The organism is Streptomyces sp. NPDC050738 (genome assembly GCF_040654175.1).
Classification (GTDB): domain Bacteria; phylum Actinomycetota; class Actinomycetes; order Streptomycetales; family Streptomycetaceae; genus Streptomyces.
This window is the reverse complement of record NZ_JBFAHN010000017.1, coordinates 14,656-34,713: the sequence shown is the minus strand read 5'-3', so window position 1 is coordinate 34,713 and position 20,058 is coordinate 14,656. Positions and strand designations below refer to the sequence as shown.

The window sequence follows — 20,058 nt, the reverse complement described above, 5'->3', positions numbered from 1 at the left end:
GGTGTCCGGTGGACGCTCCCTAGAGGTCGCCCTCCCGCTCCGCGAGGAAGCGTTCGAATTCGAGGCCGATCTCTTCCGCCGACGGCAGATCCACCGGTTCGGCGACCAGGCTGCCCCGGCTCTCCGCTCCGGCCATCGCGTCGTACTGGTGCTCAAGTCCCTGCACGAGGGTGACGAGCTCCTCGTCGCCCTCGCCGATCTGACGCTCGATCTCGTCCTGCGTGCGCTGTGCCTCCGTACGCAGGGCGTGCGCGACGCCCGGCAGGACCAGGCCCGTGGCCGCGGTGACCGCCTCCAGTGCGGTCAGCGCCGCATCCGGGTACGACGAGCGGGCCACGTAGTGCGGGACGTGCGCCGCGACGCCGAGGACGTCGTGGCCGCTCTCCGCCAGCCGGTACTCCACCAGCGACTCCGCACTGCCCGGGACCTGTGCCTCGTCGAACGGGGAACGGTGGCCCGGCATCAGATCCGTGCGGTTGCCGTGCGGGGTGATGCCGACCGGGCGGGTGTGCGGGACGCCCATCGGGATGCCGTGGAAGTTCACCGAGAGGCGTACGCCCAGGCGCTCGACGATCTGCCGTACGGCGACCGCGAAGCGCTCCCACTCCACGTCGGGCTCGGGGCCCGAGAGCAGCAGGAAGGGGGCGCCTGTGGCGTCCTGCACCAGACGTACGTCCAGTGTCGGCGCCTCGTAGGCGGACCAGTGGTCGCGCCGGAAGCTCAGCAGGGGGCGGCGGGCACGGTAGTCCACGAGCCGGTCGTGGTCGAAGCGGGCCACCACCTGGTGCGGGAGGCTCTCCAGCAGGTTCTCGACGATCTGCTCGCCGGTCTCACCTGCGTCGATGTATCCGTCGAAGTGATAGAGCATGACAAGACCCGCAGACTCCTGCGCCAGCGCCACGTCGACGACAGCGAGGCCCTTGGGCTCCCATTCATACAAATCCTGCGGATCAAGCACGATTACCGCTCCTCCTCGTGTTCATAGGGAAGAACGTGGCGAGGGACGCGGGCATTCCCCTCCCGCGTCCCTTCTCAGCAACCTTTCACCTGCGTCAGGCGAGGACGCGCGCGTGCAGCGCGGTCACCGCCTTGCGCGCGGAGGTGAACGCTCCGTGCTGCCAGGCGTCGGTGTAGCTCAGCCAGTCGCCCGCGAAGTAGACCCGTCCTGTGCCCTCGTTGAGCGGTTTGTAGCGGGGGGCGTCGGGACCGCCCACGGTGTCGTGCCAGGCCGCCTCCAGATGCGGGGTCTGGCGCCAGTGGTGGGAGAAGGAGGAGGCGAGTTCGGTGCGGTACTTGGGGCCGTAGATCTTCTCGCCCGCCGCCACCGCACGCTTCTCGCGACCGGCCGGGGAGAGTTTGGCGTAGGAGTCGGCGACGGTGTCGTAGTTGTAGTAGCCGACCATGACGCCCCGCTCGCCGTGGAATCCGTAGCTCGGGTGCCAGATGTGGGTGACATCCAGATCGGTCTCGGTGATGCCGCCGTAGATCCGGTGATCGAGCTCCCACCAGCGCGACCTGTACTCGAGACCGATCTTGCCCGCGGACTGCGGTTTGATGGCCTCCAGGGCGCTCTGGACGCCCGCGCCGAGGTTGTGCGGGATCTTGGCGAGGATGTTCGGCGGAAGCGCGCCGATGCAGTAGTCGGCATCGATCTGCCGGGTCCGGCCGCCCTGCGTGTATGTCACCGAGACGCCGTGCGCCGTGTCGGTGATCCGGGTGACGGCCGCCCCGGTGCGGATCTTGTGGGCGCCGATCGCCCGGGTGAGGGCCTTGGGTATCTGGTCCATGCCGCCGACCGGCTGGAACATCAGCATCGCCTGGTCGTAGCCGAACTCGAAGGAGAAGTAGCGGCCTACACCCGTCGAGAAGATCTCCGATGCGGTGGGTACGTTCCCGAGCTCCACGCCCGGGGTTCCCGCGGCGGCCGGGACGGTGGTGAAGCCTCTGCGCTCACCGCCCGTGTAGTCGAGCTTGTCGCCGAGCGCACCGAAGTCCTTGAGGAACTCGACCAGCCGCTCCTGGTCTGCGGCATCGAGGTCCCGGTCGAGTGCGCCCTTGTTCGTGGCCTTGGCGAGGAGTTCGGAGACGTAGCCGTACATGTCGGCCTTGGCGGTGCGGTAGCGCATCGGCGCGGTCATGCCGGCCGACTCGTTGTAGAGGTAGGCGTCCGCGTTGGTGTTGGTGAACACCTCGAGCGGAACGCCGAGTTCACGGCAGTAGTCGAGGGTGACCATCCACTGCGGGAGGCGGGCGGGGCCGGCGTTCATGTACTGGCCCTGGCTGAAGCGTGCCGTCTGGTGATTGCCGTAGAGGTCGGTGGTGGAGTCGCCCCCGCGCACCGTGAAGTTGCGGCCTCCGGTGCGGTCCCTGGCCTCCAGGACCGTACAGTCGTAGCCCGCCTTGCCCAGTTCGTACGCCGCCGCGAGCCCGGCGATGCCGCCGCCGACGATGACCACCTTCGCCGCGCCTTTGCCGCCGCTCAGATGGAAGTCGCTCGCCTTCGGCGCGTGGAAGGCGGGCTCTCGGGTCGCGGCCTGTGCGGTCGGGGCGAGACCGAGGGCGCCCATGGTGGCGAACATCGCGCCCGCGCCGCCGGTGAGACCGACGTTGCGCAGAAAACCGCGACGGCTGGTCCGGGAGGTGATCGCATCCTGTGCCATGTGCAGGATCCCCTTCTGATCTTGGGTAGTTGCTGCGGGGATCCTGGCAACGGCCTGTTACGGGCCGTCATTTACTCGTGTATCCCACACGTTGCTCCTCCCTCACCACCCCCGGCGCACCCCCGAACGACAGCGAGGCCCGCCTCCCCGAAGGGAAGCGGGCCTCGCTCTCAGCTAGTTACCAGCTGACGGTTCAGAGCTTCAGCTCTGGCCGCCCGCCAGCTTCTCGCGCAGGGCAGCCAGTGCCTCGTCCGACGCCAGGGCGCCGGAGTTGTCGTCCGACTCCGAGGAGTACGAACCACCCGAGATCGCGGCACCCGCACCGGCGCTGGCACCGGCGGCGGGGGCGGCAGCACCCTCGGCCTCGGCGGCGGCGTCGGCCTCGCGGGACTTGATGACCTGGGCCTGGTGCTGCTCGAAGCGCTGCTGCGCCTCGGCGTACTGGGTCTCCCAGACCTCACGCTGCGACTCGAAGCCCTCGAGCCAGTCGTTGGTCTCGGGGTCGAAGCCCTCGGGGTAGATGTAGTTGCCCTGGTCGTCGTACGACGCGGCCATGCCGTACAGCGTCGGGTCGAACTCGACCGTCGCCGGGTCGGCACCGAAGGCCTCGTTGGCCTGCTTCAGCGAGAGGCTGATGCGGCGGCGCTCGAGGTCGATGTCGATGACCTTGACGAAGATCTCGTCGTTGACCTGGACGACCTGCTCCGGGATCTCCACGTGGCGCTCGGCCAGCTCGGAGATGTGGACCAGACCCTCGATGCCCTCGTCGACGCGCACGAACGCACCGAAGGGAACGAGCTTGGTGACCTTACCGGGAACAACCTGCCCGATCTGGTGCGTCCGGGCGAACTGCTGCCACGGGTCTTCCTGCGTCGCCTTGAGCGACAGGGAGACGCGCTCGCGGTCCATGTCCACGTCGAGAACCTCGACGGTGACTTCCTGGCCGACCTCGACAACCTCGGAGGGGTGGTCGATGTGCTTCCAGGACAGCTCGGAGACGTGCACGAGACCGTCGACGCCACCCAGGTCCACGAAGGCACCGAAGTTGACGATCGAGGAGACGACGCCGGAGCGGACCTGACCCTTCTGGAGGGTCGTGAGGAACGTCTGGCGGACCTCGGACTGGGTCTGCTCGAGCCAGGCACGGCGGGACAGGACCACGTTGTTGCGGTTCTTGTCCAGCTCGATGATCTTGGCCTCGAGCTCCTTGCCCACGTAGGGCTGGAGGTCGCGGACACGACGCATCTCGACGAGGGAAGCAGGCAGGAAGCCACGGAGGCCGATGTCGAGGATGAGACCACCCTTGACGACCTCGATGACGGTACCGGTGACGATGCCGTCTTCTTCCTTGATCTTCTCGATCGTGCCCCAGGCGCGCTCGTACTGCGCACGCTTCTTGGACAGGATGAGACGGCCTTCCTTGTCCTCCTTCTGGAGAACCAGGGCCTCGATCTCGTCGCCGACCTTGACGACCTCGTTCGGGTCGACGTCGTGCTTGATCGAGAGCTCGCGGCTCGGGATCACGCCTTCGGTCTTGTAACCGATGTCGAGGAGAACCTCGTCACGGTCGACCTTGACGATGACGCCCTCAACGATGTCGCCATCGTTGAAGTACTTGATCGTCTCGTCGATCGCCGCGAGGAATGCCTCCGCGTCGCCGATGTCATTGACCGCAACCTGCGGAGGAGTGGTGGCGGTGGTCTCGGTGCTGCTCGTCATGTGGGAAAGGACTCCGGTACGGACATTGAAAGAGTAGGTACTGCCACGCCGGAAGCCCGTATCGCCGCCGAGGGACGCCGGACAGCCCAGGAAGCGCCAATCCGGAATACCTGACCGGAGGCGCCTCGATAACCGAGGGGACGTACAACAGAGGCGAGCGCAGCCTGCTAGGTCTGAGGAGCGCAGGCTCGCAGCGCAACTTGTAGCATACGGGGGCAGCCGGACACGGTCAATGCGCGAAGGCGCACACCCGGGGCGGAACGCCCCATACCCGGCACAACTGGCGTTCCACGAGGCCACATCGGCCTCGGCAGCGCACTTCCGACGAAGATCCAGCGACCTTGCAGACGGGCACGATGACCGAAGAGTACGAGCCGGAAGCGACACGTCGTGACGCCGGATACACGGAGAGCAGCCGGGCCAGCCGGGGCTGGTGGGACCGGAATGCCGACGAGTATCAGATCGATCATGGCTCCTTCCTGGGCGACGACCGTTTTGTCTGGGGCCCGGAGGGGCTGGACGAGGTGGAGGCCGAGCTGCTCGGCCCGGCGGAGTCCCTCAAGGGGCTCGACATCCTGGAGATCGGCGCCGGCGCCGCCCAGTGCTCGCGCTGGCTGGCCGGCCAGGGGGCACGCCCGGTCGCCCTGGACCTCTCGCACCGACAGCTGCAGCACGGCCTGCGGATCGGCGGGGGTATCCCGCTGGTGCAGGCCGACGCAGGGGTGCTGCCCTTCCGCGACGGTTCCTTCGACCTCGCCTGCTCCGCGTACGGCGCCATTCCGTTCGTGGCCGACCCCGTGAAGGTCTTCAAGGAGGTCAGGCGGGTGCTGCGGCCCGGCGGGCGGTGGATCTTCTCCACCACGCACCCCATGCGCTGGGCCTTCCCGGACGAGCCCGGGCCCGAGGGGCTCACCGTGTCCGCCTCGTACTTCGACCGCACTCCTTACGTGGAGCAGGACGAGGAGGGACGCGCCACGTATGTGGAGCACCACCGGACGCTGGGCGACCGGGTGCGTGACGTGGTCGCCGGGGGTTTCCGGCTGGTCGACCTCGTCGAGCCCGAGTGGCCCGCGTGGAACACCTCGGAGTGGGGTGGCTGGTCGCCGCTGCGGGGGAAGCTGATCCCGGGCTCGACGATCTTCGTGTGCGTACGCGACTGAGATCCGCGACGCGGTGCCGGCCGTGCGGCCGGTCATATAAGCGCACCGTCCCTGTGGACGGTGCGCTTCGCGGTGCACGGGAACGTACGACACTGACGGCATGATCCGAACCGACGCGCTCGGCGCCCTTCCCGTACGCACCGCACTGCCCGCCCTGGAACGGGCGCTGGAGGCGCGGGGCGTCGCGGTGCTCTGCGCGCCTCCCGGCACCGGCAAGACGACGCTGGTGCCGCTGGTGCTCGCGGAGCGGGGGGCGCGTGTGATCGTCGCCGAACCTCGGCGGATCGCGGCGCGTGCTGCCGCCCGGCGGATGGCGTGGCTGCTCGGCGAGAAGGTGGGCGAAACGGTCGGCTTCACCGTGCGCGGCGAGCGGGTGGTGGGTCCGCGCACGGCGGTGGAGGTCGTCACGACCGGGGTGCTGCTCCAACGGGTGCAGCGCGACCCGGAGTTGGCGGGCGTGGATGTGGTGATGCTCGACGAGTGCCATGAACGGCATCTCGACGCGGACACCGTCGCGGCTTTCCTGCTGGACGTACGCGCCACGCTGCGGCCAGAGCTGCAGCTGATCGCGGCGTCCGCGACGACGGACGCGCAGGGCTGGGCGCGGCTGCTCGGGGATGCCACGCACGGGGACGCCCCGGTCGTCGAGGCACAGGGCGTCGCGCATCCGGTGGAGGTGGTGTGGGCGCCGCCCGCGCGGCCGGTGCGGCCGCCGCACGGGATGCGGGTGGATCCCGTACTGCTGACTCATGTGGCCTCGGTGGTGCGCAGGGCGCTGGCCGAGCGGGAGGGCGACGTGCTCTGCTTCCTGCCGGGTGTGGGGGAAATCGCCCGGGTGGCAGGGCAGTTGGGGGACGTCGGCGCCGAAGTGCTGCAGGTGCACGGGCGGGCCCCGGCCGCCGTGCAGGACGCGGTCCTGGCCGGGGGCGCTTCCCGGCGGGTGGTGCTGGCCACGTCGGTGGCGGAGTCCTCGCTGACCGTGCCCGGGGTGCGGGTGGTCGTCGACGCGGGCCTCGCCAGGGAGCCGCGCACCGACCATGCGCGGGGGCTGAGCGCGCTCACGACCGTAAGGGCCTCGCAGGCGGCCGCACGGCAGCGGGCGGGCAGGGCCGGTCGCGAGGCACCCGGTGCGGTCTATCGCTGCTGGACGGAGGCGGAGGACGGCCGCCTCGCGCGTTTCCCCTCGCCCGAGATCAAGGTCGCGGATCTGGCCGCTTTCGCCCTGCAGGCGGCCTGCTGGGGCGACCCTTCGGCCGAGGGGCTCGCCCTGCTCGACACGCCTCCCGCGGGGGCGATGGGTGCGGCACGGGAGGTGCTGACGGCGATCGGCGCCGTGGACGCGGCGGGCCGGGCGGGTGAACGGGGCCTGCGGATGGCCCGGTTGGGGCTGCATCCGCGTCTCGCGCGGGCCCTGCTCGACGGTTCGCGCGAGATCGGGGCCCGACGTGCGGCCGAGGTGGTGGCGCTGCTGAGCGAAGAACCGCCGCGCGAGTACGGGGACGATCTGGCGGCCGCATGGCGCAGAGCGCGGGCCGGCGGGGACCCCTATGCGGGCCGTTGGCGGCAGGAGGCGCGGCGACTGGCTTCGGGGGTGTCCGGGGACGGCTCGGGACGGGGCGCGCAGGGCGACGATGCCGCGGCCGGGCTCGTGGCGGCGCTGGCGTTCCCCGAGAGGGTGGCGCGGGCGCGCGGCGAGGGCACGTTCCTGATGGTGTCGGGGACGGGCGCCGAGCTGGGCGAGGGGTCACGGTTGCGCAGTGCACCGTGGCTGGCCGTAGCGGTCGCCGACCGTGGGGTGCAGGCCGCTTCCGCGCGGGTGCGGCTCGCGGCCGTCATCGACGAGGACACCGCCCGGCTGGCCGCCGGGCATCTGCTGGCCCGGGGCGAGGAGGTGCACTGGGACGGGTCCGCGGGGGACGTCGTCGCCCGGCGCGTGGAGCGGCTGGGCGCCGTGGAGCTGGCCGTGCGCCAGCTGAAGGCGCCGGAGCCCGCTCTCGTACGGCAGGCCCTGCTGGACGGATTGCGTACCGAAGGGCTCGGGCTGCTGCGGTGGTCGCGGGATGCACAGGGGCTGCGCGAGCGGCTGGCCTTCCTGCACCGGGCGGTCGGCGGCGGATGGCCCGATGTGGCCGACGAGGCGCTGCTGGCGGCCGCGGACGCCTGGCTGGAGCCGGAGCTGTCGCGGGCGCGGCGCAGAAGCGATCTGGGGAGGATCGAAGCCGGGCAGGCGCTCAACCGGCTGCTGCCGTGGGCCACCGGCGAGGCGGCCAGGCTCGACGCGCTCGCTCCGGAGCGCATCGAGGTGCCGAGCGGGTCGCGGATCCGGGTGGAGTACGGAGGCGAACAACCCGTGCTCGCGGTGAAGTTGCAGGAGATGTTCGGGCTCGCGCAGACTCCGGCGGTGGCGGGGGTGCCCGTACTGGTTCACCTGCTGTCCCCTGCCGGGCGCCCGGCCGCCGTGACCGCCGACCTGGCGTCGTTCTGGAAGGACGGATACCGGGCGGTGCGGGCCGAGTTGAGAGGGCGCTACCCCAAGCACCCCTGGCCCGAGGACCCTTCGGCGGCCGCACCGACCCGGTACACCAATGCCCGGCTCAGGCGGTGACCGGTTCGGGCTCCGTCTCGGGCACCTGCTCGGGTCCCGGGCGGCGGCTGCGGGCCTCCAGGAGCAGGGCGAGTGCGAGCAGCACCACGCCCAGGGCCAGGGAGCCCCAGGGGACGTAGACCGTGAAGGCCAGGATGAGCACGCGGTTCTTCTTGACCAGGTTGTACGTGGAATCGAGGTAGTCCTGGCGCATCTTGACGTGTCCGGCGAAGACCGTGACCTTGTCCTGGCCGAACAGTCCGGTGGCGTTGCGCAGTTCGTTCTGCTGGATCTCTTCCCCATTGACGGGGCCGCCGGTGACCGGGTCCACCCAGAACATCCGCTTGGTCTTGTACCAGCGGGTCAGCCCGGTCTGCTTGATGACCGCGGGAGTGACTCCGGCGACCGGCATCGTCTTGGGCATCGCGACCTGAGTCCAGGGGATGTCCTGCTCGAAGTAGTAGACCTCCAGGCCGCGGTACTTCACGGTGCCCTTGTAGTGGATGGGGGAGGATTTGCGGGTCTGCGCGTCGAAGTACTCGTAGTCGCGTTTCTCGGTCAGGAAGGGCCACTTGAACTCGATGCCCTCGCGGGAGACCTGGTCGCCGTCGACCATCTCGCCGGTCGCGTGCACGGGAGCCTGGCTGTGGGCATCGAAGATGTACCGCTCGGGGACCTTGGAGACCATTCCCCCCTTGGAGTCGACGATGTAGGAGAGCGCGTCCCAGACGACGACGTCCTTGCCCGCGCTCTTCTCGATCCGGTTCGACTCCTCCACATTGCCCTTGAGGGTCTGCACGATGGTGACCTTGGGGACCTTCTCGGCCTTCAGGCTCTTGTAGTTGATGAGGGTCGGGTCCTTCGCCTCCAGGACGGTCTCCTGGTACTGGTTGGCCGGGACCTTGGCCAGGCGCGGGAAGGCGTACCAGCGCACCAGCGGGGACAGGGCGGCGAAGAACACCGCGAAGGCGAGCAGGATCAGACTGGCTTTACGGCGCATGACCGCCCTCCACTACTTCTTGGGGCCGGGGATCGTGGTGAGCAAGGGCTTCGGCGAGGTATGGCCGGGAGGGGCGCCGACCGCCGAGATGACCAGGACGAGAGCGAGGGCGAGAGCCAGCCCGATGCCGGCGGCTATGAGGGCGCGCATACTCGGCCTCCAATGAATCTGATACGTCGTCAGGGCTTCAGGGCTGGGGCACCGTAGCAACGCGGCGGCCAGATGAGAACACGTTGCACCGGACGGCGGACGCGAAAGTGCCCGGCCGCGGTGCGGCCGGGCACTTTCGGGCGCTGCTGGGTCAGTTGGCGGCGCAGGTGTCCGAGGGAGACGGGCTCGGAGTGGGCGTCGGTGAACCACTCGCACTGTCCGACGGGGTGGGCGTCGGAGTCGGCGTGGGGCTGGCGGAGTCCGACGGCGACGGAGAGGGAGTCGCACTGTCCGACGGGGACGGGACCGGCGTCGGGCAGACGTCACCGCTCGGGGTGGGCGTCGGCGTCACCGTGGGAGTCGGCGTCGGTGTCGGGCTGGGCTTGCCCGACTTCGTCGGAGTCGGGCTGGGGCTCGGAGTCGGCTTCGCGGAAGGGCTCTTGGAGGGCTTGGGAGTCGCGGACGGGCCCGGAGTGGGACTGGGACCGGCACCGCCGCCCGTGCTCCCGTGCGTACCGCCGGCGCCGTACCCCTCGCCGCCGGGACCCGTGCCCGACGGCAGGACGCCCGTACCGTCCGGAACCTCGTGGCTGCCCTTGTTGTAGTACTCGAACCACGACATCACCGTGGTGAGGTACTCCTGCGAGTGGTTATAGCTCAGGATCGCCGCGTCCAGACCGGACTTGACGGCGACGTCCCGGCTGCCGGCGCACAGATAGCGGCCGGTGGCGAGCGAGGCGTCGTAGATGTTGTTCGGGTCCTTCTTGCCGTCGCCGTTCGCATCCTGACCCCAGGTCGCCCAGGTCGAAGGGATGAACTGCATCGGGCCCACCGCCCGGTCGTGCGTGGCGTCGCCGTCGTACTGGCCGTTGTCGGTGTCGGAGATGTTGGCGAAGCCGACACCGTTGAGCACCGGGCCGAGGATCGGGCTGAGCGTGGTGCCGACCGCGTCCACCCGGCCGCCGCGCGCCTGCCCCGACTCGACCTTGCCGATCGCGGCGAGCAGCTGCCAGGGAAGGTGGCAGCCCGGGTCCGTCCCCGCGACGGTCTGCTGCGCCTGCTTGTACGCGGCGAGGACCGTGGCGGGAATGCCGGACTCGGCATCGCCGGTCACCGGAAGATCGACCGAACCGGGCTTGCCCGGGGTGGTCAGCGGCGGAAGGTCCGTGAAATACGGGGAGTTGCCGGTGGCAGGGGTGTCGGACGGCGTGGTCGCCGCCCCCGCGGCCTGCCCGCCTCCGGGCGTGGAGCCGATGGCGCCGGGCGCCTGTGAGGCGGTCATGGCCGCCACCGCGAGCGCGGCCACCGTGGTGGCGGTGGCCCCCTTGCGCAGCCGACGCCCGAATTGCGCTGCCATACGTCTGGGTCCCTCCCCTTTAACGCCTGTTCGCGCTCCCCCAGCACGTGGACGCAGGCGACACTACGACAACTTCCGACGCGGGGACACAGGGGCGTGACCGCTTTTCACCGATTACTCACCGACTGGGAGCCAGAGTCGGCGGACGACGACGGACATTCCCCGGCCCCGCCCCTTCCCGAACCTGGGGCTCCGCCCCCGGAGGCCGCTCTCCGGGGGGCGCACCCTTCAGGGTCAGGTCAGTGCGCTGCGGACTCCCAGTCCGTGCCCACGCCCACCGACACGTCCAGCGGGGCCCGCAGTTCGACCGCCGCCGCCATCTCGCGACGCACGACCTCTTCGACCCGCTCCCGCTCTCCCGCCGCGATCTCCAGCACGATTTCGTCGTGCACCTGGAGCAGCATCCGCGACGTGAGGCCCTCCTCGGTCAGCGCCCGGTCGACATTCAGCATGGCGACCTTCACGATGTCGGCAGCTGTGCCCTGGATCGGGGCGTTCAGCGCCATCCGCTCGGCCATCTCACGGCGCTGGCGGTTGTCGCTGTTGAGGTCCGGCAGATAACGGCGGCGGCCGAGCATCGTCTCCGTGTACCCCGTCGCCCTGGCCTCCTCCACCACACGCTGCAGATACTCGCGCACTCCGCCGAACCGCTCGAAGAACGTGTCCATCAGACCGCGCGCCTCACCGGCCTCGATGTTCAACTGCTGGGAAAGGCCGAACGCCGAGAGCCCATAGGCCAGTCCGTACGACATCGCCTTGATCTTGCGGCGCATCTCCGGGTCGACCTCGGACTTCTCCACACCGAAGACCTGCGAGGCAACCGTCGTGTGCAGATCCTCTCCGGTGGCGAACGCCTCGATGAGACCCGCGTCCTCCGACAGGTGCGCCATCACCCGCAGCTCGATCTGGCTGTAGTCGGCGGTCATCAGCGACTCATAGCCTTCGCCGACCACGAATCCGCGGCGGATCGCCCGGCCCTCGTCCGTGCGCACCGGGATGTTCTGCAGGTTCGGATCGGTCGACGAGAGCCGGCCCGTCGCCGCCACCGTCTGGTTGAACGTGGTGTGGATCCGGCCGTCGGTCGCCACCGTCTTGATCAGACCCTCGACCGTGACCCGCAGCTTGGCCTGCTCACGATGGCGCAGCATGATCACCGGCAGGTCATGGTCGGTCTGCGCCGCGAGCCACGCCAGCGCGTCGGCATCCGTGGTGTAACCGGTCTTGGTCTTCTTCGTCTTGGGCAGCCCCAGCTCACCGAAGAAGACTTCCTGGAGCTGCTTGGGCGACCCCAGGTTGAATTCGTGCCCGACCGCCGCGTGCGCCTCCTTCACCGCCTGCTGCACGGCGCCCGCGAACTGCTCCTCCATACCCTCCAGATGGGGCCGGTCGGCAGCGATGCCATGACGCTCCAGCCGTGCCAGCAGAGCCGAGGTCGGCAGCTCCACATCGTGCAGCAGGTCTGTGGCGCCCACCTCCTTCAGCCGCTCACCGAACGCCACGCCCAGGTCGAGCACCGCCCGCGCCTGCGTCATCAGCGCCTCCGCCTCGGCCTGGTCGTCGCTGCCGAAGGCCAGCTGGCCCTCGCTCGCCGAGGCCGGAGCCAGCTCGCGGCCCAGATACTCCACCGACAACGCGTCCAGCGCGAAGGAACGGCGCCCCGGCTTCACCAGATACGCGGCGAGCGCGGTATCCATGGTGACGCCGTCGACGCTCCAGCCGTGCTCGGGGAAGACCCGCATCGCGGCCTTCGCGTTGTGCATCACCTTGGGCTGCGCGCCGTCCGCGATCCACGCCGCGAACGCCCGCTCGTCGGCCTCGTCCAGCTGCGCCGGGTCGAACCAGGCCGCGGGACCGTCCGCCGCGGCCAGCGCGACCTCGGTGACACTGCCCGTCCCCAGCGCCCAGGTGTCGACCGTCGTCACGCCCAGCGGCTGCCCGCCGTGCTCCTCCAGCCAGGGGGCCAGTTCACCCGCGGCCAGCACCGAACCGTCCAGCTCCACACCGGCCGCAGGAGCCGCGGCCTCCTCCTCGCCCGCACCCGGGTCCACCGCCAGCAGCCGCTCACGCAGCGAGGGGTTACGGATCTCCAGTACGTCCAGGACGGCCATCAGCGCCTCGCGGTCGTACGCCGCCCGCTCCAGCTCCTGAGGCCCCTTCGCCAGCTCGACGTCGCGCACCATCTCCGTGAGACGGCGGTTCAGCTTCACCGCGTCCAGGTGGTCGCGGAAGTTCTGCCCGGCCTTGCCCTTGACCTCGTCCGCGCGCGCCACCAGATCGTCGAACGAACCGAACTGGTTGATCCACTTCGCCGCGGTCTTCTCGCCGACCCCCGGAATGCCCGGCAGATTGTCCGACGGGTCGCCGCGCAGTGCCGCGAAGTCCGGGTACTGCTGCGGCGTCAGACCGTACTTCTCCTCGACCTTCTCCGGCGTGAAGCGGGTCAACTCCGAGACGCCCTTGGTCGGGTAGAGCACGGTGACATGCTCGGTGATCAGCTGGAAGGAGTCCCGGTCACCGGTGACGATCAGCACGTCGAAGCCGGCCGCCTCCGCCTGCGTGGCGAGCGTGGCGATCACGTCGTCCGCCTCGAAACCGTCGATCGCGAAACGGTCGACGTGCATGGCGTCGAGCACCTCGCCGATCAGCTCGACCTGCCCCTTGAACTCATCGGGGGTCTTGGAGCGGTTCGCCTTGTACTCGGGGAACTCCTCCGCACGCCACGTCTTGCGCGAGACGTCGAAGGCGACAGCGAGATGCGTCGGCTCCTCGTCGCGCAGCGTGTTCGCCAGCATCGACGCGAAGCCGTAGATGGCGTTGGTCGGCTGGCCGCTCGCGGTCGTGAAATTCTCCGCGGGCAGCGCGAAGAACGCCCGGTACGCCAGAGAGTGCCCGTCCATGAGGAGCAAGCGGGGGCGGGTGTCTGCGGTCTGCTTCGATGCTGTCTTGGCCACGCCCCCGATCCTGCCACGGAGCACTGACAATCCAGACCTCCCCGGCCCTCGCCGAGACGACTGTCAGCAGTGCGTGACAGGATCGGAGTCGTACGAAACGAACCGCCCGCTCGAAGGGGAGCGCCATGGCTGCCAAGCCGCCCGCAGGTGACCCGGTCCAGGACGCGCCGCAGGTCGCGGCCCCCAAGCACGCCGCAGCCGGGCTCCCCGCCATCGGCCACACCCTCAAGATCGCCCAGGCTCAGATGGGTGTGGTGCGCACCGCGCAGACCCTTCTCAAGGTCAACCAGAAGGACGGCTTCGACTGCCCCGGCTGCGCCTGGCCCGAAGGCGACAAACGGCACACCGCGGAATTCTGCGAGAACGGGGCGAAGGCGGTCGCCGAGGAAGCGACGCTGCGCCGCGTGACACCCGCGTTCTTCGCCGCGCACCCCCTCGCCGACCTGGCATCGCGCAGCGGGTACTGGCTGGGACAGCAGGGCCGCATCACCCACCCCATGTACCTCGCGGAGGGCGCCGACCGCTACGAGGCCGTCAGCTGGGAGCGTGCCTTCGAGGTCATCGCCGAAGAGCTCAAAGCCCTCGAATCCCCCGACGAAGCGCTCTTCTACACCTCGGGCCGCACCAGCAACGAAGCCGCCTTCCTCCTCCAGCTCTTCGCCCGCGCCTACGGCACCAACAACCTGCCCGACTGCTCCAACATGTGCCACGAATCGTCCGGCTCGGCACTGGCGGAGACCATCGGCATCGGCAAGGGCAGCGTCTCCCTGGAGGACATGCACCAGGCCGACCTCATCATCGTCGCCGGACAGAACCCGGGCACCAACCACCCCCGGATGCTCTCCGCGCTGGAGAAGGCCAAGCACGCGGGCGCGAAGATCATCTCGGTCAACCCGCTGCCCGAAGCCGGCATGGAGCGCTTCAAGAACCCGCAGACCCCGCAGGGCATGATCAAGGGCGCCGCCCTCAACGACCTCTTCCTGCAGATCCGCATCGGCGGGGACCAGGCCCTCTTCCGCCTCCTCAACAAGCTGATCCTCGACACGGCCGGCGCCGTCGACGAGCTCTTCGTACGCGAACACACCCATGGTTACGAGGAGTTCGCGGCCGCCGCCCGCGAAGCGGACTGGGAGCAGACCCTCACCGCGACCGGACTCACCCGCCCCCAGATCGAGGAAGCGCTCGCCCTGGTCCTCGCCTCCAAGCGCACCATCGTCTGCTGGGCCATGGGCCTCACCCAGCACAAGCACGCCGTGGCGACCATCCGCGAAGTCGTCAACTTCCTTCTCCTGCGCGGCAACATCGGCCGCACCGGCGCCGGCGTCTGCCCCGTACGCGGCCACTCCAACGTCCAGGGCGACCGCACCATGGGCATCTTCGAACGCCCCGCCCCCGCCTTCCTGGACGCCCTGGACAAGGAATTCGGGATCGCCTCACCCCGCCACCACGGCTACGACGTCGTCCGCTCCATCCAGGCCATGCGCGACGGCAAGGCCAAGGTCTTCTTCGCCATGGGCGGCAACTTCGTCGGCGCGACCCCCGACACCGACGTCACCGAAGCCGCGATGCGCCGCACCGCGCTCACCGTCCACGTCTCCACGAAACTCAACCGCTCGCACGCCGTCACCGGCCGCCGCGCCCTGATCCTGCCCACCCTGGGACGCACCGACAAGGACGTCCAGAAGAGTGGCAAACAGGTCGTGACGGTCGAGGACTCCATGGGCATGGTGCACGCCTCACGCGGCAACCTCACCCCCGCGAGCCCCCAGCTCCTCTCCGAGCCGGCCATCGTCGCCCGGATGGCACGAGCCGTCCTCGGCAGCGCATCCGACATCAACTGGGAAGAGTTCGAAAAGGACTACGCCACGATCCGCGACCGCATCGCACGCGTCGTCCCCGGCTTCGAGGACTTCAACACCCGAGTCGCCGCACCCGGCGGGTTCGAACTCCCCCACGGCCCCCGCGACGAACGCCGCTTCCCCACCCACACCGGCAAGGCCAACTTCACCGCGGCCCCCGTCGAATACCCCGCACTCCCCGAAGGCCGCCTCCTGCTGCAGACGCTGCGCTCCCACGACCAGTACAACACCACCATCTACGGCCTCGACGACCGCTACCGCGGCATCAAGGGCGGCCGCCGCATCGTCATGGTCAACCCCGAGGACGCCGCCCAACTGGGCCTGGCCGACGGCTCGTACACCGACCTCGTCAGCGAGTGGAAGGACGGCGTCGAGCGCCGCGCCCCCGGCTTCCGCGTCGTCCACTACCCCACCGCCCGCGGCTGCGCCGCCGCCTACTACCCCGAGACGAACGTGCTGGTCCCGCTGGACGCGACGGCCGACGTCAGCAACACCCCCGTCTCCAAGTCGCTGGTCGTGCGTCTGGAACAATCACCCACCGCCTAAGCGTTTGCTTAAGGTGGCGGACAGCAGCCTCAGGACCGCACGAAGACGAACGGAGCCGAACCCCATGGGCGAGCAGCAGATCCCGAAGTTCCCGCAAGAGGTCATCGACGAGTACGCCACCCTCGGCGTCGACCTCCCCGCGCTCTTCTCCGCAGGACACCTCGGCGAGCGCATGGACGTACGGATCGTCGAAGCCTCCGCGGACCGCGTCGTCGGCACCATGCCCGTCGAAGGCAACACCCAGCCCTACGGCCTCCTCCACGGCGGCGCCTCCGCCGTCCTCGCCGAGACTCTCGGCTCCGTCGGCGCGATGCTCCACGGCGGCGCATCCAAGCTCGCCGTCGGCGTCGACCTCAACTGCACCCACCACCGCGGCGCCCGCAGCGGCCTCGTCACCGGCGTCGCCACACCCGTCCACCGCGGGCGCTCCACGGCGACGTACGAGATCGTCATCTCCGACGAGAACGACAAGCGGGTCTGCACCGCCCGCCTGACCTGCCTGCTGCGCGACGTCAACGCCAACGGCTGACCCCTGCACGGCTGTTGTCGCTCTCCACCTCCCGCCCTACGGTTTCCCCATGAGGCCGCAGCCATGAGCGGGATCGGGCCCGTCGAGCCAAGCGACTCCACCAGCCCTCACCACCCTTCCGCCACCAGGACGCCCGCGCCCACCCCCGACACCATGGGCACCGACCGGCCCCGGCTCACGGACCGCTGGAGCTCCGTCACCGGACGACGGCGCGCACTCCTCAAGCTCGCGGGCGCACTGGTCGCGGCAGGCGTGATCCTCACCCTGCTGCGAACCTCGCCGGCCCCGGACCCCCACGGCGAACCACCGCCGGTCGCCGACACGGGACCCCCGTGGCCCGCCGCGCTCACCTCGATCCAGTACGAGGGAGTCGCCGCACCCGCCCAGCACTCCGCCCGGACCGCGTTCTTCACCTTCCTCGTGACCGTCTCCGGAAGATACGACTCCGCAGTGACCGTCAGCCGGATCGACCAGGCCTTCCCCGGACTCGACACCCGCTCCGACCCGGTCGGCCCCTTCACCGTGAAGCCCGGAACCACGCGCCGCGTCACCCTCCAGGCAACGGTCCACGACTGCGCCACGCTCCCCGGCCCGGTCGATCTGCCCTACCTGGACACCACGCTGCGCAACGCACGCGCGGTGCAGGAACACAGCTTCCTCTTCACCGGCCCCTACGCCCGCGACCTCTCCGGCTTCCTCGCCGGCATCTGCTGACCACCGACGGCCCCGACCCCGGCCCACCGGAGTCACAGGCAACGCCGGCAGACCTGCCCCACAAGGAAATTGACCTCCCGTCAGACCAAACGGAAGGACGCCGATCAGCAACGCACCACCGGCCGCCGGCCCCACCGCACGCCTGACCGGAATCGACTCCCGTAACACTGCGTAACAATGCCGTAATGCGGAACAGGATTCACCCACTCCGCTTATCCCCTTCCGGCAATCCCCCCACGCGACCTCGACCGATCCCCGCGACGTAAGCACCTAGATCACCCCAAGCCCCTGATCCGAGCTGGCAGTTCTCACGATGTGAACACCCGCCCCCTGTCCCCAAAGAGCCCATTTGCTCGCACTGCTCCCCCACTCCATGGCCCTCGTCATAACAAGAGCGTCACATCCTGACCTTCCTCTCTCCCCCACCCCGCCACCTGCGCTTAGAGTCACGGCCAGTCACCGCGCCGCCGGGCGCGTCTGCAGCACGGCCCTGTACCAACCCAGTACGGCCCGGCGAGACACACGGCAGCTCAGCGGAGCTGCTGCGCCAGGGAGAGGATTCATCGTGCGACAGCGTTCATTGGTCATACTCACCTCCGTGCTCACCACTGGTGCGCTCACGCTGACCGCCTGCGGATCGCGCGACGACGGTGGGAGCAAGGACAGCGGCAAGAAGACCGAGATCATCATCGGTGTCGACGCACCGCTGACCGGAGCGAACTCCGCCACCGGCCTCGGCATCCAGGGCGGCGTACAGATCGCCGTCGACGACGCCAACAAGAACAACACCGTTCCCGGTGTGACCTTCAAGGTCCAGGCGCTCGACGACAAGGCGGACCCGGCCACCGGCCAGACCAACGCCACCGCGCTCGTCGCCAAAAGCAACATCCTCGGCGTCGTCGGCCCCCTGAACTCCGGTGTGGCCACCCAGATGCAGCAGGTCTTCGCGACCGCCAACCTGGTCGAGATCTCGCCGTCCAACACCAACCCGACCCTCACCCAGGGCAAGAACTGGCAGACCTCCAAGTCCCGCCCGTTCAAGACGTACTTCCGCACCGCCACCACCGACGCCCTCCAGGGCGGCTTCGCGGCCGACTACGCGTACAACACCCTGAAGAAGAAGAACGTCTTCGTCGTCGACGACAAGCAGACCTACGGGGCCGGCCTCGCCGCGCTCTTCAAGGCCGGCTTCACCAAGGCAGGCGGCAAGCTCGCCGGCGAGGACCACGTCAACACCGGCGACACCGACTTCTCCTCCCTCGTCACCAAGATCAAGAACTCCAAGGCCGACCTCGTCTACTACGGCGGCCAGTACGACGAGTCCGAGAAGGTCACCAAGCAGCTCAAGGACGCCGGCGCCAAGATCCCGCTCTTCGGCGGTGACGGCATGTTCACCCCGACCTACATCCAGACCGCCGGCAAGACCTCCGAAGGCGACCTCGTCACCTCCGTCGGCCAGCCCGTCGACACCCTGGCCTCCGCCAAGGAATTCATCACCAAGTACAAGGCCTCCGGCCTCAAGGGTGACTACGGCACCTACGGCGGCTACTCCTACGACGCCGCCACCGCCATCATCAAGGCGATCGGCAACGTCGTGAAGGACGGCAAGATCCCCGACGACGCCCGCCAGCAGGTCGTCGCCGAAGTCCAGAAGACCAAGTTCGACGGCATCGCCGGCCCCGTCTCCTTCGACGAGTTCGGTGACACCAACAACAAGCAGCTCACCGTCTACCAGGTCGTCAACGGCGCCTGGAAGGCCGTCAAGAGCGGCACGTTCAACGGCTGATCCCCTCCGCCGCTAGCACCACCCCAGGGCCGCGCGGCCAGACCACACGTCACCGCGCGGCCCGATCCATACCCATCACACTCCCCACCCACATGGAGGCCATGCGGTGAACACCCTGCCGCAACAGCTGGCCAACGGGCTGTTCCTCGGCTCGATGTACGGGCTGATCGCCATCGGATACACGATGGTGTACGGCATCGTCCAGCTCATCAACTTCGCCCACGGCGAGATCTTCATGACCGGCGGCTTCGGCGCGCTGACGGTCTACCTCTACGTCCTGCCCGACGGCACATCCATGTGGATAGCCCTACCAGCGATGCTCATAGGCGGCGGCCTCGTCGCCGTCCTCATCGCCGTAGGAGCCGAACGCTTCGCCTACCGGCCCCTACGCGGCGCGCCACGCCTCGCACCACTCATCACCGCCATCGGACTCTCCCTGGCACTCCAGCAGGCCGTCTTCAACCTGTACCCCGACGCCAAAGTCGACCGCACGTTCCCGCAAATCCCGGGCGACGGCTGGGACATCGGCTCCGTACACATCAAGACCGGCCAGCTCTTCATCATCATCGCCGCCCCCATCTGCATGGCAGCGCTCGCACTCTTCGTCCAGCGCTCCCGCACCGGCCGCGCCATGCAGGCCACCGCGCAGGACCCCGACACCGCGCAGCTCATGGGCATCGATGTCAACCGCATCATCATGGTCGCCTTCGCGATCGGCGGCCTCTTCGCCGCCGTCGCCGCCGTCGCCTACGGCATGAAGGACGGCACCATCAAGTACGACATGGGCTTCCAGATGGGCCTCAAGGCCTTCACCGCAGCCGTACTCGGCGGCATCGGCAACATCTACGGCGCCATGCTCGGCGGCCTCGTCCTCGGCCTCGCCGAAGTCATGGCCACCTCCTACATCCACAACGTCCCCGGCATGGAGCAGCTCGGCGGCCAGGTCTGGTCCTCCGTCTGGGCCTTCGTCCTCCTCATCCTCGTTCTCCTGTTCAGGCCACAAGGCCTGGTCGGCGAACGCGTCGCGGACAGGGCGTGACCAC

General features: G+C 69.2%; 14 protein-coding genes. 7 read left to right on the top strand and 7 right to left on the bottom strand.

What is annotated here, in order from left to right; genetic code table 11:
- Positions 1-19: 19 nt before the first annotated feature.
- From AB0H78_RS31895 to rpsA, 3 genes are all read right to left on the bottom strand, one after another.
- The gene (locus tag AB0H78_RS31895) at positions 20-958 is read right to left on the bottom strand and encodes a PAC2 family protein (protein ID WP_363238179.1); all 939 of its coding nucleotides are present in this window, start codon (positions 956-958) and stop codon (positions 20-22) included.
- A gap of 94 nt (positions 959-1,052) precedes the next feature.
- Positions 1,053-2,579, bottom strand: coding sequence for an FAD-dependent oxidoreductase (locus tag AB0H78_RS31890; RefSeq protein WP_363238320.1), 1,527 nt, complete (start codon positions 2,577-2,579; stop codon positions 1,053-1,055).
- A gap of 282 nt (positions 2,580-2,861) precedes the next feature.
- The gene (rpsA, locus tag AB0H78_RS31885) at positions 2,862-4,379 is read right to left on the bottom strand and encodes a 30S ribosomal protein S1 (protein WP_363238178.1); all 1,518 of its coding nucleotides are present in this window, start codon (positions 4,377-4,379) and stop codon (positions 2,862-2,864) included.
- Positions 4,380-4,735: 356 nt separating this feature from the next.
- Here rpsA and AB0H78_RS31880 point away from each other — a divergent pair, with 356 nt between their 5' ends.
- Both AB0H78_RS31880 and hrpB read left to right on the top strand, forming a co-directional pair.
- Positions 4,736-5,539: a class I SAM-dependent methyltransferase gene (locus AB0H78_RS31880; RefSeq protein WP_363238177.1), complete on the top strand. Its 804-nt coding sequence runs from the start codon at positions 4,736-4,738 to the stop codon at positions 5,537-5,539.
- A 100-nt stretch (positions 5,540-5,639) separates the two neighbouring features.
- Entirely contained in the window at positions 5,640-8,144 is a 2,505-nt protein-coding gene (hrpB, locus tag AB0H78_RS31875; protein ID WP_363238176.1) for an ATP-dependent helicase HrpB, read from the top strand.
- On the opposite strand, the gene AB0H78_RS31870 is transcribed toward hrpB, so the two are convergent.
- The 4 genes from AB0H78_RS31870 to polA all read right to left on the bottom strand — a co-directional run bounded on the left by AB0H78_RS31870 (position 8,134) and on the right by polA (position 13,581).
- A complete protein-coding gene (locus AB0H78_RS31870) occupies positions 8,134-9,123 on the bottom strand; it encodes a DUF3068 domain-containing protein (RefSeq protein ID WP_363238175.1) in 990 nt (329 codons plus the stop codon). The genes hrpB and AB0H78_RS31870 overlap by 11 nt on opposite strands.
- A gap of 12 nt (positions 9,124-9,135) precedes the next feature.
- Positions 9,136-9,273, bottom strand: coding sequence for an SPW_0924 family protein (locus tag AB0H78_RS31865; RefSeq protein ID WP_363238174.1), 138 nt, complete (start codon positions 9,271-9,273; stop codon positions 9,136-9,138).
- 151 nt (positions 9,274-9,424) lie between these two features.
- Positions 9,425-10,630, bottom strand: coding sequence for a lytic transglycosylase domain-containing protein (locus tag AB0H78_RS31860; RefSeq protein ID WP_363238173.1), 1,206 nt, complete (start codon positions 10,628-10,630; stop codon positions 9,425-9,427).
- Positions 10,631-10,869: 239 nt separating this feature from the next.
- On the bottom strand, positions 10,870-13,581 hold the full coding sequence (polA, locus tag AB0H78_RS31855) for a DNA polymerase I (protein WP_363238172.1): 2,712 nt from the start codon (positions 13,579-13,581) through the stop codon (positions 10,870-10,872).
- A gap of 125 nt (positions 13,582-13,706) precedes the next feature.
- Here polA and AB0H78_RS31850 point away from each other — a divergent pair, with 125 nt between their 5' ends.
- From AB0H78_RS31850 to AB0H78_RS31830, 5 genes are all read left to right on the top strand, one after another.
- Complete coding sequence (locus AB0H78_RS31850) at positions 13,707-15,986, top strand: FdhF/YdeP family oxidoreductase (RefSeq protein WP_363238171.1); 2,280 nt, start codon at positions 13,707-13,709, stop codon at positions 15,984-15,986.
- A gap of 64 nt (positions 15,987-16,050) precedes the next feature.
- Positions 16,051-16,515, top strand: a complete 465-nt coding sequence (locus tag AB0H78_RS31845; RefSeq protein ID WP_363238170.1) for a hotdog fold thioesterase — start codon at positions 16,051-16,053, stop codon at positions 16,513-16,515.
- 63 nt (positions 16,516-16,578) lie between these two features.
- Complete coding sequence (locus tag AB0H78_RS31840) at positions 16,579-17,229, top strand: hypothetical protein (protein ID WP_363238169.1); 651 nt, start codon at positions 16,579-16,581, stop codon at positions 17,227-17,229.
- Positions 17,230-17,794: 565 nt separating this feature from the next.
- Positions 17,795-19,015 (top strand): branched-chain amino acid ABC transporter substrate-binding protein, encoded by a 1,221-nt coding sequence (locus AB0H78_RS31835; RefSeq protein ID WP_363238168.1) that lies wholly within the window; start codon positions 17,795-17,797, stop codon positions 19,013-19,015.
- Positions 19,016-19,121: 106 nt separating this feature from the next.
- Positions 19,122-20,054: a branched-chain amino acid ABC transporter permease gene (locus AB0H78_RS31830; RefSeq protein WP_363238167.1), complete on the top strand. Its 933-nt coding sequence runs from the start codon at positions 19,122-19,124 to the stop codon at positions 20,052-20,054.
- Positions 20,055-20,058 lie beyond the last annotated feature (4 nt).